Raw genomic sequence first — 14990 nt, 5'->3', positions numbered from 1 at the left:
AGCCTCCTAGGACGCATGGCGCGGCGTGAGCCGGGAGGCGGGCTGCGGCAACTGGCCGCGAGCTCGACCGGCTGAGCAGCCCTCGGGCCCTGCGGCTGGTCGTGCGCTGCGGTTTCTCAGGCGCTGCGGCTGGTCGTGCGCTGCGGCTGCCGGGCGCTGTGGCTGCCGGGCGCTGTGGTTTCTCAGGCGCTGTCGCGGCGGGCCTGGCGGCGGGCGTTGACCGCTCGGGTGGAGGCGCGGCGTTTCTGCAGGTCGGGGGAGTTCGGGCGGCTGGTGGGCCGCTGCGGCTTCAGCCGGGTCACCGGCGCCGGCGGCGGGGCCGGTTTCGGCTGCTCCTCGGCGAGCCGCTGAGCGTGCAGGGCGTCGGCGCTGGCCTGGGCCGCCACCGCCAACTGGCGGCTCACGCCGGCGAGGATGTTCTCGAACAGCTCAGCCTTGGCCCGGGCCCGGGCGTTGCGCGCGTGAGCCTTGCCCCGGCCGCCGGCGCCCTCGATGCTGGCCGCGGCCTGCCGGCGGTACTGCTTGACGTACTTGTCGCGGTGCCGCCGCACTCGCGTGTGCAGGGCGATCAGCTCGTCCTCGTCGAGACTGGTCAGCCGGTCCGGCCGCACCTCCCGCACGACCGCCAACTCCGTCTCTCCGAGCGTCCCCAGCAGCGCGTCCATCCCGGCCCCCTTACACGGAAGAGCCCAGTCTTCTGCCGCCCCCGCCGACGCCGCCTCCTTCGTTCCGGATGAAACCGCGCCTCTCCCGCCGGGGTGGGGCCTCCTCCAGCAGGTCGATCGTCTCCCCTGCCCTAACCTCGATGAATGCTCAACGAGAGACGGCGCTGGCCCTTCGCGGCGGAGATCGCGCTGTCCGTCGTCGCCGGCGCGGCCGCCTTCGCGCTGTCGGCGATGATCTGCACGGCGGCCCGGGGACACGTGCCGCCGGTCGTGCTGGGCCTGGCTCTGCTGGCCGGCGTGCTGGCGCTGGCCCGGGCCGCGGGCATCCTCTACGCACTGCCGGTCGGGGTGGCCGCGATCCAGGCCTACGACTGGTTCTTCCTTCCTCCACTGCGCGACTTCGACGATTCGGCACTGACCCTGATCGCCCTGTTCATCGTGATGGCGGTCATCGTCGGCGCGGTGGCGACGGCGGCGGGCCGGCGGGCGGTGGAGTCCGAGCGCGCCCGCGGCGACCTGCTGCGGGAACAGGTGGCCCTCCGCCGGGTGGCCACGCTGGTGGCCGGCGGCGCCCAGCCCGACGCCGTGTTCGCCGCGATCGCCGACGAGCTGGCCGGGCTGATCGGCGCCGACGCCTCCTTCATGACCCGGCTGAACGACGCGCCCGGCAGCGACCCGCCCGGCAGCGGCGCACCCGGCAGCGGCGCACCCGGCAGCGACGCGCCCGGCAGCGACGCCCCCAGCAGAGGCGCCCCCGGGAGCGCGTCGCCCGGCAGCGACGCCCCCAGCAGTGGCGACCCCGGTAGCGCCTCGCCCGGCAGCGAGCCGGTCGGCGGCGGATCGCAGGGTGCTTCGGTCACCGTGGTCGGCTCTTTCGGCGTACGGGAAATGTCGATCGGAACCACGATGGCGCTTGAGAAATCGATGGTGATGTGGCGGGTCGCGACCACCGGGGAGCCGGTGCAGACCCGGGGGGACGAGCTGCGGGACGGGCCGTTCGGCAAGATCATCGAGGAGCTGGGGATCCGGATGGTCGTCGCCGCGCCGGTGATGGTGGGGGCGCGGCGCTGGGGCGTTGTCGTGGCCGGCACCCGGCAGGAGAGCTTCCCGGCGGACACCGAGTCGCGGATCGGCGACTTCATCCACCTCGCGGCCCTGGCGATCGCGAACGCTCAGGCCGTAGAACAGTTGCGCCGGCTCGCCGAGGAGCAGGCGTCGCTGCGGCGGCTCGCGTTGCTCGTGGCGCAGGGCGTGGCGCCGGAACTGATCTTCTCGGCCGTGACCAAGGAAGTGATGCGGCACTTCGGCAGCGGCACCGCCCGGATGATCCGGTACGAGCTGGACGGCACGGCGACGCTGCTGGCCAACGAGGGCACGACCGGGCCGCATGTGCGGGTGGGCGGGCAGTGGGAGGCGTATCCCACCACCGGGATCACCGCGACGATCCAGCGCACCGGTCAGCCGGCCCGGGTGCACGACTACCGGGAGCTGCCGGGCGGGGAGAAGTACGCGCGGGAGGGCCTGGTCTGGGCGGTCGGCATGCCGATCCACGCGAACGGCCGGCTGTGGGGGATGATCGCGGTCGGCTCGGGGGAGGGCCGCATTCCGGACGACCTCGAGGCGCGGATGGCGGATTTCACCGAGCTCGTGGCCATCGCGGTCGCGAACGCGCAGAGCCGCGCGGAACTGATCAGCTCCCGCGCCCGTATCGTCGCGGCCGCCGACGACGCCCGGCGGCGGATCGAGCGGGATCTGCACGACGGCGCCCAGCAGCGGCTGGTCGCGCTGGCGCTGCGGCTGCGGTCGGCGTCGATCCGGGTGGAGCAGGGCGACGACGTGCACGAGGAGATCACCGCGGTCGCCGCCGACATCTTGGTGGTCATCGACGAGCTGCGGGAGCTGTCCCGGGGCATCCACCCGGCGGTCCTCTCCGATTCCGGCCTGCGCCCGGCATTGCGCGCGCTCGGCCGCCGGTCCCCGGTTCCGGTCGAGATCGACGTACGCATCGAGGGGCGCCTGCCGGAGCCGGTGGAGATCGGCGCGTACTACGTGGTCTCGGAGGTGCTCACGAACGCGGTGAAGCACGGCAACGCGTCGGTGGTCGAGGTGGACGCCGAGGCGGCGGACGGCGTGCTGCGCCTGCGGATCCGCGACGACGGCCGGGGTGGCGCGGACCCGTCGCGCGGTTCGGGCCTGCTCGGCCTGAAGGACCGGATCGAGGCGCTGGGCGGCACGTTCGAGCTGGACAGCCCGGCCGGCGCGGGCACGACGATCACCTGCCGGGTGCCGCTGGACGAGGAGCCGGACCGGTGACACGAACTCCCGCTAGCAGGAATGCGGACGCCGTGACGCCCTGGCAGGCTGAATTGGTGACACTGCGCTGCCTGATCGTGGACGACAACCAGCACTTCCTCGCCGCCGCAAGTGACCTGCTCGAGCGCGAGGGACTGGTCGTCGCGGGCACGGCCGCCGGCGGCGAGGAGGCCGCGGTGCGGGTCGCCGAGCTGAGCCCGGACGTGGCACTGGTCGACATCAACCTGGGCGGGGAGAGCGGCTTCGCGGTGGCCGAGCGGCTGCTCCCCACGCCGGTGATCATGATTTCGACGCACGCCGGCGAGGACTACGCGGACCTGGTCGCCGCCAGCCCCGCGATCGGTTTCCTCTCCAAGATCGCACTTTCGGCCGGCGCCGTACGCGAAATGGTGTCGGCGCACACCGGCTAGCACCGGCGCCGAGGCTTTACGCGGCGTACGCCCGCAGCATCGTCAGCGCGCCGTCGAGGGCGGCCTCGAGGGGCTCGATCGAGTCCTTCGCCTGCATCACCAGCAGGCCGCCCTGCAACGTCGCGAACGTCGCCAGGGCCAGGCGCTCGGGGTCGGCGTCCGCGCGGAGCAGACCGTTGGCGCGCATCCGGCGCAGGCCGTCGACCAGTTGCCGCTCCCACCGGTCGGCGTGGGCGGCGACGTCGTCGGCCAGCCGCGGGTCGGCCGGGGCGACGTCGTTGACCAGCGCGGTGATCGAGCAGTACTTGTGCGTGAGGCCGCGGTAGTGCTCGACGACCGCGTCCCGCCAGCCCCGCCACGACTCCCAGGTGTCGAGGTGGTCGATCCACGGGCGCTGCGCTTCGAGGACCCGCGCGCTCTGAAACGCGGCGATGGCCGCCACCAGGTCGCTCTTGCCGCCCGGGAAGTAGTGGAACAGCTGGCTCTTGCTGGTGGCGGTGCCGGCCCGGATGTCGTCGAGGGTCATGCCGCCGACGCCGCGCTCGAGGATCAGGTCGGTCGCGGCGCGCACGATGCGGTCGCGCGTCGCCGCGCCCTTCGCGGTCAGTCCGGTCATGCCCGTACGGTAGCTCGTTCTGGACCGCCGGGTCCTTTCTAGTGCGGGCTGGTCCTGACCTCGGGGGCGGCCAGACCATCGAACCAGGACGCCTCCCGGACCGCGTCGAGGATCCGCTGACGGCCCGCCGCGTCCTGGCGGTCGATGAACAGTATGCCGTCGAGGTGGTCGGTCTCGTGCTGGATGCAGCGCGACAGCAGGCCCTCACCGACCACCTGCACCGGGTCGCCGTGCTGGGTGAAGCCCTTGGCCACCACGTTCATCCGGCGGCGGGTGTCGAGGTAGATGCCGGGGATCGACAGGCAGCCCTCGTACCCGTCCTGGGTGTCCTCGTCCGGGAAGGTGAGGATCGGGTTGACCAGGTGGTCGAGCTTGAGGTCGTTGCCGGGCAGCTCGGGCGCGAGCGCGAAGACCCGCAGGCCCACCCCGATCTGCGGTGCGGCCAGGCCCGCGCCACGCGACTCGGCCAGGGTCTCGCCCAGGTCCTTCACCAGTTGGCGCAGCTCGGCGTCGAAGTCGGTCACCTCGGCGGCGGGCTTGCGCAGCACCGGGTCGCCGACTTTCCGGATGTCGAGGACGGTCATGACGCCAATGTAGCCGGGAGCTCAGCGGGTTCGGACGGGACGGCGGTCACACCCTCTGCGTCGCCGCAGCCCGCGCCCGCGCCACCCCTACAGCGCCCGGGCCCCAGTCCGGCAGCGCGCTCCGTCACTGTAGCGCGCCCCATCCCGGCGGCGTGCCCCATTCCGGCTGCGCGCCCCATCCCGGCGGCGTGCCCCAACCCGCGCCTGGGCAGCGCCCCAAGCCCCACCCCGCGAACCGTTGCCCGGCCTCGCGTTCGTGGGCTAGACCAGGGTGGGCTGGGCGAGTTGCCGAGGTGGGCCGAGGCGCTGCCCGGGCGGTGGCTCGGGCAGCGCCCCACCTCACCCCGCGACCCGCGAGGCGTTGTAGGCCTCCGCGGTCACGTGCACGCCCCGGCAGCCGTTCAGCCGGGACGGCCAGGACACGGTTACCCGGCGTGACTCGCCGGGCAACAACCAGAAGTAGTTCTCGTCGTAGCGGGCCGGCAGCACGCGATCGCCGTGCTCGTCACGCAGAGCGAGGCGGACCAGGGCCGCGACCGCGGAGCCGCGGTTGGTGACGGTCGCGGTGAGCGATCCACCCCGGGCCGCGGTGGACGAGACCCCCAATCGCGTACGCGTCATCGCCGTCAGCGCGCGCATGTCGGTGTCCTTCTCGTACCGCCAGTACGTGTTCTCCGAGACCAGCCGGCCGGCCGCGTCGCGCAGCTCGAGGCGTACGAGATGGAATGGATGGTCCGCGGGAGCCGTGACCACAAAGGCGGGTTTGCCCGCCGAAGGCAAAACGTCGACCCGCGCGCGCTGGGTAACGCCGAGCTGGCGCCCGGACAGGTCGTAGCAGCGCGCGACGACCTCTCCTGAGAACGACGACGTGGTGTGGTTGAGCGCGCGCACCCGCCAGGTCGCCGGGTCGGCCTGCACGTGCCGCGGCTCGCAGGCCTTACGAGAACCGTAATATGCGCCGTTCACATCCAGGTCGTAGTCATATGTTTGCCATACGGTGCTGTACCAGGCCGGATGCGACATCCAGAGCAGCAGCGCGGTCGCGTCGTCCCAGAGGTTCGCGTTCCACGCCTCGAACATCGCCCGATGGGACTCGTAATTTATGAACTGCGCACGAGCCGCGAACTCCTCCAGCGATGCCGACTCGCCCAGCCGGGCGTCGATGGCCGCGCGGTAGGTGTCCGTGCGCTGGTTGCCCCGATCCGACCAGTCGTGATAGTTCCAGACCGTTCCGATCGGCCAGCCGGGCTCGTCGCCGGCCAGGTTGCGCATGGTCTCCACGTGCGGGATCACCGGCATGCCGATCTCGGTGTGAAAGCCGAACGCCTGCGTGTCGTACGTGTTGCGGTCGTTGTACGTAGCTGGATCGATCCAGCGGTACGGCCCGTGCCCGCTCACGATCCAGCCGGCCGAGTTCTGCACGTACAGGATCTCGGGGTCCTCGGTCGCGACCGCCTGCTGGAGTCCGGCGTCGAGGATCGGCGGTGGGAACTCCTCGTTGGCGCCGCACCACACGACGATGCTGGGGTGGCCGCGGAATCGGCGGATCGTGTCGGCGGCGATGTCGAGGTACCCGGGCGGGTTCGGCTGGAAGCCGCCGGCCTCCCAGAAGTCGTTCCAGACCAGGATGCCGTTCTCGTCGCACGCCCGGTACAGCTCGTCGCGGTTGCTGCTGCCGAGCCAGTTCCGGATCATGGTGAAGTTCATATCTTTGTGCATGGCAACGGTTTCGGCCGTGCGGTGCTCGGGCACCCGGCGCAGCAGCTCGTCCCAGCCCCAGTTGCCGCCGCGCACGAAGACCGGCACGCCGTTCACGCTGATCCGCAACTGACGGATCGTGTTGTCGACGGTTTTGATGTCAGTCCAGGAACTGCCGTCGGAGGAGACCTGGATCCGGTACGCCCGGGCGTAGGCCTGCTCCCAGGCGATGGCCACCCGGTCGAACGTGGTGTTGTCGCCGAGGTCGACCTGGATCCACTCGCCGTCCTGGTAGCGGGACGACCAGCGGGTGCGCGGGTTGCCGTCGACCGCGTTGGAGGCCGGGTTCCCGTCGTCGCCCGAGGCCGTGGCCTGCTTGTGCAGTGCCAGATCCGTGCCGTCGCCGTCGCGGACCTCGAGCGTCCACATCGAGATGCCCCACTCGGTGGCGCGGCGGTCCCCGACGATCCGCACGTAGCGGGAGGTCTGCGACGCGAAGGTCTCGGTCTGCAGGCCGGTGTCGCCGATCGGGGTCTCGTTGCTGACGTGCTCGACATCGGTCCACGGGCCGTCGGGGGCGGTGGCAACCTGGATCGTATAGTCCAGGGCGTACGCCTGCTCCCATGCGATCGAGACCTTATCGATTTCGTACGTCTCGCCGAGGTCGACCTGGATCCACTCGTTGTCCTGGTAGCGGGACGACCAGCGGGTGCCGGGGTTGCCGTCGACGGCGTTCGCGGCCGGGTTGCCGTCGTCGCCCGAGGCCGTGACCTGCTTGTGCAGGGCCAGATCGGTGTCGCCGCTCAGGATCGACAGCGTCCAGATCGAGATGCCCCAGCCGGTCGCGCGCTGCCCGGCCTGGAGACGCACGTAGCGGGCAGTACGGGAGTCAAAAGATACGGTCTGGATAGCGGTGTCGCCGTCGAAGACCAGCGGCGGCTGCGGCGGTGGCGAGATCACCACCGGCGCGTCCCAGTCATACGAGAACTCGCGGATGCCGAACCGGGAGGCGCGCTCGTCGCTGCGCCGACCGGCGACGGTCGCGGTGAGCGTGAGGTCGTAGAGGTTCGGGTCGCCATAACCGTTGGGCCACCACAGGCGGGGCTTGCGGACGGTGACCGGGTCGAAGGCGACGGTCACCGATTGTCCGGGCGGAACGGTCAACGTACGGGAAAGCCTGGTTTTGTCGAATGTCGCCCGGACGGTGACCGTGCCGGCGGTGGCGGCCACGTTGCGCACCGGCACCGCAATGGAGACCGTCGCGGAGTCACCAACGGCGGGGAGCGGTGCGGCTCCGGTGGGCAGGCCGTCGCCGGAGGGCGGTGTGGACAGCAGGCCGCTGGCGGGGAGCGGTGCTGCGCCGAGGGGCGGGCCGCCGGCGGAGGGCGGTGTGGACGGCAGGGCGCCGGCGGGGAGCGGTGTGGCGCCGGCGGGCGAGCCGTCGGCGGCGAGGGGTGCGGACTGCCGGCTGCCGGCCGGGAGCGGTGTGGTGCCGGGCGGTAGGACCTTTGTGGTGACGTGCGGGTCGCCGAGGAGGGCGGTGCCGGTGGCGCGCAGGCGGACGTGGTCCCACAGGCCGGCGACGCGGTCGCGGACGGCGGGCATCCAGTCCCAGCCGGAGGCGGCCAGGTAGGTGGGGGAGTCGAGGTGCAGGTGGCCGCTCTGCACAAAGGTGTTGCCGTCGGGGCCCTTGTCGCCGGGGGTGCCGGGGTGGGGCATAGGACTGACCTTCACCGCGATGACGTGGTCAGTCCGGCCGCGCAGCGCGTCGGTGATGTCGAAGGCGGCGCGGGCGAACGGGTGCGTCACGGTGCCGACCTCGGTGCCGTTCACCCAGGCGGTGGCCTCGTGGTTCACGCCGTCGAACTCGAGCCATATCTTCCGGGTTCCGTACTTTTCGGTTCCGTCGAATCCCTTCGGCAGGCGCAGTTCGCGGCGGTACCACCAGGAGTGACGGGACAGCGCCTCGGGGATGTGCAGGTTGGCGAAGCCCGCCACCGGGTCGGGGAGGTGGCCCTGGTCGACGAGGGTCGCGAGCACCGTGCCGGGAACGGTGGCCGGGAGCCAGTCGCGCGTGTCGACGCTGGGGCCGGTGGGCGGAGCCGGGACGAAGTCGTCGAGGGTCAGCGACCAGCCCGACTCCAGCGCGACGGTGCCGTCCTTCGCGACGGTCAGCGCGGGCGCGGGGCGGGTGTTGCGGCCGGCCCAGTCCGTCCAGCCCGTGCGGTGCGGCCGAGGCGCGGCCGGCATCCCGTACACCTGGAAGCCGTTGAGGCCGGCCGGGTTCGTGGTGCTGCGCCGGGTGACCGTGAGGCGGACCCAGCGCGCGGTGACCGGCTCGGCGAGCGTGATCGTCTGGGTGCCGCCGACCCCCGTGGACTCGTCGTGGACGGTGGTCCAGGCCTTGCCGTCGGTGGAGACTTCGAGGGTGTACGCGGTGGCGGCGCTCGAGCGGATCTCGGTGCCGTCGGTCTCGCCGTAGTTGCCGTTGAACGCGGGATCGGCGGCGGTGGCCTCGAAGGTCAGGGTGACGGCCTCGACGCGGCACGGGGCCTCGAGGTCCACGGAGATCCACTGGGGGTCGCCCTGCGCGGCGCGCCAGCCGCTGCCCCGCACGCCCGGCTGGGGCAGGCGGTCGACGGCGAACGCGGGCGGCGTCGGCGCGTAGTCGGTGGACGACGCGGAGACGGGCCGGTAGAGGGCGAGGTCGGTCTTGGCCGCGCCGGCCGGCGCCGGCCCGGTTTCCGCGGCTCGGGCGCCGGCTTGGGTGGCAGTTTGGGCTGCACCTTGGTCTGCGGCTCGGGCGGGTGCGCCGGGCAACGTCGCGCCCGCTCCGATCGAGGCGAGCAGGGTCGCACCGGCGGAGAGGAAGGTGCGGCGTGACACGGGCAGCGGCTCAGGCATCCATGCCTCCAGGTTGACGGCGTTGTCAGGTATCGAGATGCACCAGGCTTTGACAACGTTGTCAGGCTGCTCGGGAGTTTCTGGAAAATCAAGACTTGAAATGTAAGTTGATCTGCCAGAAACTGCGGTACCGGCCGCTTCGCGGCGGCTCGGTTCCGGTCTCGCCGTGCCACCCCCTCCGGCCCGGCGAGCGAACAGCGTGCCCGGCCCACGGCTCCGCCAGCCAAGGGCCGGGCACGCGCTGCTTCTCCCTATTTCTGGCCGCGGTGTCGGGCTCGGCCTCGGCCCACGGTGGCGTTGTCGCGCCTGGAGCCGCTCCGCACGGCGACGACGGTGCCTGGCTCCTGACGTGGCCCATCGGCAGGATCTGGAGGTGGCGTGACCGATCCCGCGCGTCTCAGGCTGGGCGCGACTGACCGAGCGCGACGGGCCGTGCGCGACCGGCCAGGTGGGTCAGCGGCCGGCGGCGACCAAGGCGGCCGCGGCATCGCGGGGGCTTTCGTGCGTTACGAGACCCTCGCCCACCAGGACGGCGTCGGCGCCGGCGGAGGCGTAGCGGATCAGGTCGTCGGGGCCGCGCACGCCGGACTCCGCGACCTTGAGAACCGAGTCGGGCAGCAGTGGGGCGAGGCGCTCGAAGACCGACCTGTCGACCTCGAGGGTGCGCAGGTTGCGGGCGTTCACCCCGATCACCCGGGCGCCGGCATCGACGGCCCGTGCGACCTCGGCCTCGTCGTGCACCTCGACCAGCGCGGTCATGCCCAGTTCCTCCTCCAGCAGGACGCGCAGGCGGGTCAGCGTCCCCTGGTCGAGCGCCGCGACGATCAGCAGTGCCACGTCGGCGCCGAACGCCCGGGCCTCGTGGGCCTGGTAGTCGCCGTACAGGAAATCCTTGCGAAGCACCGGAATGCCGACGGCGGACCGCACGGCGGAGAGGTCGCTCAGCGATCCGCCGAATCGGCGCTCCTCGGTGAGCACACTGATCCAGGTCGCGCCGCCGGCGGCATAGTCGGCGGCGAGCGCGGCCGGATCGGCGATCGCGGCCAGGTCGCCCTTCGACGGCGAGCGGCGCTTCACCTCGGCGATCACCGAGACGCCGGGGCGGGCCAGCGCGGCGTACGCGTCGAGGGCGGGAGGCGCCGACGCGGCCCGGACCCTCATCTCGTCGAGGCTCGTCAGAGCCTCGCGCTTCGCGACGTCCTCGCGCACACCGGCCATGATCTCGTCCAGCACATTGGTCACGGGGTCCAACCTAAGTGTGCGGTGGTCGCTGCCGCGCGTGATGGCGCCCACCGTCACCCTTCGTGGCGTACGTGGCTACCCATTCACGATCATCACTTATGTGCTGATAATTACCCTTTCCGGTAGCCGCGCGGACTGGTAGACCACTGTGGACTCAGCCCCGACCCGGAAAGGACTAACCACGCCATGATTCAGACCGTGGACAGCGCGGCGGAGGCGGCGCGGCTCGGCCTCGGCCGGTTCATCTCGGAGAGCTTCGACCACCTCGACGCGGACCGCTTCCTCGTGCCCGACGAGGAGCGGCGTACCGAGGTGATGGGCCGGTACTTCGGTCTGCTCGCCGAGAGCGCGGCCGACGGCGCCGGTGAGGTGCTGCGGATCGCCGAGGATGGTCAGACCATGGCGTGCGCCGTTTGGTTCGACCGTACCGGCGAGCCCGAGGCCTGGGACGACTATGAGAAGCTGCTCGCCGAGGCGACCGGCGTCTACCTGCCGCGGTTCCAGGCTCTCGACGAGGCGTTCGACGCGTTGCACCCGGCCGAGCCGCACTGGCATCTGGCGTTCCTCGCGGTGCGCCCGGACCAGTGGGGCCGCGGTCTTGGAACCGAGCTGCTCGAGCACACGCATTCCCGGCTCGACCGCGAGGGCGTCGCCGCGTATCTGGAGGCAACCAACGAGGACAACGCGAGGCTTTATCGCAAGCATGGGTACGCCGAGATGGCGCCCGCGACCATCGAGGTGGGGCCGGTCGTCTTCCGCCGGATGTGGCGCTGACCAAATGGTCCATCCCAGCCGTCGGGGACGGACCAATCGTCAGTCCTCGGCGGCCGGGGAAGGGGCGAACCGTCAGTCCTCGGCGAGCAGATCGAGTTCGCTCAGGAATTGGTCGCGGGTGAGCAGCGCCCCGAACACCGGATGACCGGGCTCGAAGCCTCGACCGGCACTGAGCGAAGAGAAGCGAACGGGATCGAATCCGAACGAATCGATCAGGTCGGCGACGGTGTCGACCGCCTCGGGGTCGTCGCCGGCCACGCCGAGCGCCAGCCGGCCGGGGGCGCCCGCGGGCAGCCGCCGCTCGTCCATGTCGTGGTAGCCGATGTGGTTGAGGGTCTTCACGACGGTGGCGCCGGCCAGCCGCTCGGCGACCACCTCGCTGCTGCCACGGCCGGTGTTCTCGAACATCTCGAGCACGCCGTCGTTGGGCGGCCAGTAGTTCATGATGTCGACGACCAGCTTGCCCGCGAACAGCGACGGGTCGAGGCTGGCGAACGCGTGCATCGGGATGGCGAGCACCACGATGTCTGCGTCGCGCACGGCGTCGGCGGCCCACCGCGCCTCGGCGCCCGGCGCGAGCACCTGGGCGATCAGGGCAATCCGCCTCGGGTCGCCGGACGCGGAGATCGACACCTGGTGGCCGGTCTCCACGGCCATCCGGGCGACGATCGGCCCGGTGTGACCCGAGCCGAGAACGGCGATGCGGCTCATTTGCCGGCCTCCAGGTGCGTGGTGAGGGTGCGGAGGATGTCGTCGAGGGCGTCGAACTGTGCGGGGTTGAGCGCGTCGCCGAAATGCTGCTTGATGGCCCGGGCGTGGGGCGCGGTCGCGGCCCGGAAGATGCGGGCGCCCTCCTCGGTCAGCACGACCTCGGCGCCGCGGTTGTCGGTCGCGCACTCGACCCGCTCGATCAGGCCACGCTTCTCCATGCGCCCGAGGTGGTGCGACAGGCGGCTGCGCTCCCAGTCGATCGCGGCCGCCAGCTCGGACGACCGCAGCCGTCGGCCGTCGGCCTCGCTGAGCGCGAGCAGCACCGCGTAGTCGCCGGGGGAGAGGCTCGACTCGGCGGCCAACTGGGCAGCCAGCCGGCGCCGCAACTCGGCCGTCGTATCGATCAGAGAACGCCAGATGGCGAGCTCCTGCGACGTCATCCGCCGGCGCTCGGCGGCCGGCCGGTTCCGCTCGGTCTCGTTCATACGTCCCACCCCAAGTGATTGACGCGTCAATGCTCCTTCAACACCATTGACGCGTCAACTACTCCCGGTGTGACGGCGGATACCGGCCGTTGCGCGGATGCGGCGGAAGATCCGTGCGGAGGAGGCTGGGAGGATCGGAGGCTGCCGGCTCGCCGGGGTGGTCGCCATTGGCGTGCCACTGAATCTCCACTGTTTCGCCACCGCCGATTCGTAGGTTTCGCCGGGTGGAGGAGAAGCTCGCGGCGCTGCGGTACGAACACGGCGCGGCGGTCGAGCGCTACCTGCTCAATTTCACCGGGGGCAACCGGACCGAGACTGAGGATCTGCTCCAGGAGACGATGATCCGGACCTGGCGCAACCTTGACCGGATGCCGCCCGAGGGCGAGCAGACCCGGCGTTGGCTGTACACGGTCGCGCGCAACGTTGCGATCGACGCGGTGCGGGCCAAGAAGGTGCGGCCGCCTGAGGTCGAGCTGATTGAAGCCACCTCGGTTGCGCACAGTGACGAGACCATGGAGACCGTGATGGCGCTGCACTCGCTGAGCCACGCGGTGAACTCGCTCAGCTCCCAGCACCGGGCGGTCGTTCACGAGCTGTATATCCAGGGCCGGTCGGTGGCCGAGACGGCCCGGCGCCTGGGGCTGCCGGTCGGCACGGTCAAGTCCCGGGCGCACTACGCGATGCGTACGCTGCGGCGGGCGATCGACTCTCCCGTGTAACCCTGTCGAGGAGGCGCGGTCAGGCGACCAGATGGCCGTTGAGCCGGGCGAATGCGGCCTCGCGGTCGCGCGGGTCGTCCTCGGCGGCGAGCTCCGACGCGTACGCGCGAATCAGGTCGTGCATCAGGTAGTCGTGGCCGCGCATCTGGACGAGCATCTGCTGGGCCAGCTCGGAGAGCAGGAGGCGGGCGGTTCGCGCGTTGACATCGAGCAGCCGGGCCGCGACCTCCGAGGTGATCGTCGGGCCGGGGTGCAGCGGGATCAGCCGGAACAGGCGGGCCGCGGCCGGGGAGAGCGCGCGGTACGAGCTGGCGAAGACGGCCGCCAGGTCGGGTTCGGGGGCGTCGGCCAGGCGGGCCGCGAAGTCGGCGAGAGGCACGTCGGGCTCGGCGATGGCGTGTGCGGCCACCATCGCGAGCGCCAACGGCAGTCGGCCGGTCCGCTCGACGATCGTGGCGACCGCGGTGGGCTCGGCGTCGACGCGGGTGCGGCCCAGGCGGCGTACGAGGCTTTCCCGGGCCTCGGCGACGGTCGGCAGGTCGAGCGTCAGCGGGTGCGCGCCGGCCGCGATGAGGCCGGTGATCCGCGCCCGGCTGGTCACCAGTACGAGACTGCCGCCGGAGCCGGGCAGGAGGTGGCGCACCTGCTCGTAGTCGCGGGCGTTGTCGAGCACGATCAACATCCGCCGGTGCGCGAGCAGGCTTCGGTAGAGACCGGCCGCGGCGTGCAGTTCGTGAGGGCTGTCCTCGGCGCGTACGCCCAATGAGCGCAAGAAACCGCGCACGGCCTCCACCGCGGGCATCGGACTCTGTGCGGCGAAGCCGCGCAGGTCCACATAGAGCTGACCGTCCGGATAGGACGGTGCCAGGCGGTGAGCCAGATGGACCGTTACGGTGGTCTTACCAATGCCCGGCATGCCGTCGAACGCCAGCATCGCCACCGGCCGGCCCTTCCGGCGATCGTCGGCGACCAGCGCCTCGGCGCGCACGATGACGTCGGCCCGGCCGGTGAAGAACGGATGGTCGGCGGGCAATTGGGCCGGTCCCTCCGCGGCGGCCGGCACCGAAGCCACCGGCAGCGGAGCCATCGGCAGCGGCGCCTCCGTGTGCCGGATCGCCTGCTCCTTGGCGGAACGCAGCTCCGGACCCGGATCCAGGCCAACCTCGTCGGCGAGACGGCGGCGGAAATCCTCGTAGGCCGCCAGCGCCTCGGCCGGGTGGCCCTCCGCGGCGAGCGACCGCACGATCCGGGCCCGGAGCGCCTGGTCCAGCGGATGCCAGCCGGCGATGCGCAGCAGGTGCGGGAGGATCCGGGCGGCCGCACCCCCGCGCAGGGCCGCATCCGCCGCATCCAGCGCCACCTGCGAAAGCTCGGCATCAAGGGCGACAAAGACGGGATGCGTACGGTTCACCGGCTCCAGACCGGCCGCGCAGGGACCCTCCCACAGCGCAAGCGCGGAGTCGTAGAACGTGGTCGCCTCGGCGTCCCCACCGGACTGCCGGGCCCGCAGCGCCAGGGCGCGGAACCGGGCCAGGTCGAGCGTGTCGACGTCCACGCGAAGGCAGTAGCCGGCGTTGAGGCGTACGAGAAAATGGCCTGTTGTTCTGACCGGAAGATCCGGCTCGATGAGCCGGCGAAGCGCGCCCACCGCGCGGTGAATGCTGTTGGCCGCGCTCGGCGGCGGCTCACCGTCCCAGAGCGCGCCGACCAGCTCGGTGACGCTCACCACCGAGCCGGCCCGGGCCAGCAGGAACGCGAGCAGAACCTGCTGCTGGCGCCCGCCCAGCTCGACCTCGGCCGTGCCGCGCCGGACCCGCACCGGGCCCAGGATGGTGAACGTCGTCAGCACGGCACCAGTATCACGTGACG

General features: G+C 71.7%; 12 protein-coding genes. 4 read left to right on the top strand and 8 right to left on the bottom strand.

Annotated features, from left to right (window positions below):
* Window positions 1-182: 182 nt before the first annotated feature.
* Window positions 183-665 (bottom strand): hypothetical protein, encoded by a 483-nt coding sequence (locus tag A3CQ_RS0100300; RefSeq protein ID WP_020508904.1) that lies wholly within the window; start codon window positions 663-665, stop codon window positions 183-185.
* Between the two features lie 144 nt (window positions 666-809).
* Between A3CQ_RS0100300 and A3CQ_RS58435 the strand changes: the two genes are divergently transcribed.
* Entirely contained in the window at window positions 810-2978 is a 2169-nt protein-coding gene (locus A3CQ_RS58435; protein ID WP_020508903.1) for a sensor histidine kinase, read from the top strand.
* Between the two features lie 56 nt (window positions 2979-3034).
* Complete coding sequence (locus tag A3CQ_RS0100290; RefSeq protein ID WP_020508902.1) at window positions 3035-3388, top strand: response regulator; 354 nt, start codon at window positions 3035-3037, stop codon at window positions 3386-3388.
* A gap of 16 nt (window positions 3389-3404) precedes the next feature.
* On the opposite strand, the gene A3CQ_RS0100285 is transcribed toward A3CQ_RS0100290, so the two are convergent.
* From A3CQ_RS0100285 to trpC, 4 genes are all read right to left on the bottom strand, one after another.
* Window positions 3405-4004, bottom strand: coding sequence for a TetR/AcrR family transcriptional regulator (locus A3CQ_RS0100285; protein WP_020508901.1), 600 nt, complete (start codon window positions 4002-4004; stop codon window positions 3405-3407).
* Between the two features lie 38 nt (window positions 4005-4042).
* Entirely contained in the window at window positions 4043-4588 is a 546-nt protein-coding gene (gene def, locus A3CQ_RS0100280) for a peptide deformylase (RefSeq protein ID WP_020508900.1), read from the bottom strand.
* A 339-nt stretch (window positions 4589-4927) separates the two neighbouring features.
* A complete protein-coding gene (locus A3CQ_RS50870) occupies window positions 4928-9190 on the bottom strand; it encodes a discoidin domain-containing protein (RefSeq protein ID WP_084698854.1) in 4263 nt (1420 codons plus the stop codon).
* A gap of 453 nt (window positions 9191-9643) precedes the next feature.
* Window positions 9644-10423, bottom strand: coding sequence for an indole-3-glycerol phosphate synthase TrpC (trpC, locus tag A3CQ_RS0100270; protein WP_026205143.1), 780 nt, complete (start codon window positions 10421-10423; stop codon window positions 9644-9646).
* Between the two features lie 195 nt (window positions 10424-10618).
* Between trpC and A3CQ_RS50865 the strand changes: the two genes are divergently transcribed.
* Window positions 10619-11206: a GNAT family N-acetyltransferase gene (locus A3CQ_RS50865; RefSeq protein ID WP_020508897.1), complete on the top strand. Its 588-nt coding sequence runs from the start codon at window positions 10619-10621 to the stop codon at window positions 11204-11206.
* A 72-nt stretch (window positions 11207-11278) separates the two neighbouring features.
* Here the strand turns inward: A3CQ_RS50865 and A3CQ_RS50860 are convergent, their stop codons facing one another.
* Together A3CQ_RS50860 and A3CQ_RS0100255 are read right to left on the bottom strand one after the other, a co-directional pair.
* Complete coding sequence (locus tag A3CQ_RS50860; protein WP_020508896.1) at window positions 11279-11917, bottom strand: NADPH-dependent F420 reductase; 639 nt, start codon at window positions 11915-11917, stop codon at window positions 11279-11281.
* Window positions 11914-12402 (bottom strand): MarR family winged helix-turn-helix transcriptional regulator, encoded by a 489-nt coding sequence (locus A3CQ_RS0100255; protein WP_020508895.1) that lies wholly within the window; start codon window positions 12400-12402, stop codon window positions 11914-11916. The genes A3CQ_RS50860 and A3CQ_RS0100255 overlap by 4 nt, the downstream gene beginning before the upstream one ends.
* 224 nt (window positions 12403-12626) lie before the next feature.
* Here A3CQ_RS0100255 and A3CQ_RS0100250 point away from each other — a divergent pair, with 224 nt between their 5' ends.
* A complete protein-coding gene (locus A3CQ_RS0100250; protein ID WP_020508894.1) occupies window positions 12627-13121 on the top strand; it encodes a sigma-70 family RNA polymerase sigma factor in 495 nt (164 codons plus the stop codon).
* A 19-nt stretch (window positions 13122-13140) separates the two neighbouring features.
* Here A3CQ_RS0100250 and A3CQ_RS50855 read toward each other — a convergent pair whose 3' ends face one another.
* Entirely contained in the window at window positions 13141-14970 is a 1830-nt protein-coding gene (locus tag A3CQ_RS50855) for an AfsR/SARP family transcriptional regulator (protein WP_020508893.1), read from the bottom strand.
* Window positions 14971-14990 lie beyond the last annotated feature (20 nt).

This window comes from Paractinoplanes globisporus DSM 43857 (assembly GCF_000379645.1).
In the GTDB taxonomy this organism is placed as follows: domain Bacteria; phylum Actinomycetota; class Actinomycetes; order Mycobacteriales; family Micromonosporaceae; genus Actinoplanes; species Actinoplanes globisporus.
The sequence above is the reverse complement of the archived record's forward strand: the minus strand, read 5'-3'. Positions and strand labels throughout refer to the sequence as shown.

Bases quoted from the DNA above. Each gene is read 5' to 3' on its own strand.
- A3CQ_RS50865 (WP_020508897.1), top strand. From the start codon at position 10,619: ATGATTCAGACCGTGGACAGCGCGGCGGAGGCGGCGCGGCTCGGCCTC.
- A3CQ_RS0100255 (WP_020508895.1), bottom strand. From the start codon at position 12,402: ATGAACGAGACCGAGCGGAACCGGCCGGCCGCCGAGCGCCGGCGGATG.
- A3CQ_RS50860 (WP_020508896.1), bottom strand. From the start codon at position 11,917: ATGAGCCGCATCGCCGTTCTCGGCTCGGGTCACACCGGGCCGATCGTC.
- A3CQ_RS0100300 (WP_020508904.1), bottom strand. From the start codon at position 665: ATGGACGCGCTGCTGGGGACGCTCGGAGAGACGGAGTTGGCGGTCGTG.
- A3CQ_RS58435 (WP_020508903.1), top strand. From the start codon at position 810: ATGCTCAACGAGAGACGGCGCTGGCCCTTCGCGGCGGAGATCGCGCTG.
- A3CQ_RS50870 (WP_084698854.1), bottom strand. From the start codon at position 9,190: ATGCCTGAGCCGCTGCCCGTGTCACGCCGCACCTTCCTCTCCGCCGGT.
- def (WP_020508900.1), bottom strand. From the start codon at position 4,588: ATGACCGTCCTCGACATCCGGAAAGTCGGCGACCCGGTGCTGCGCAAG.
- A3CQ_RS0100285 (WP_020508901.1), bottom strand. From the start codon at position 4,004: ATGACCGGACTGACCGCGAAGGGCGCGGCGACGCGCGACCGCATCGTG.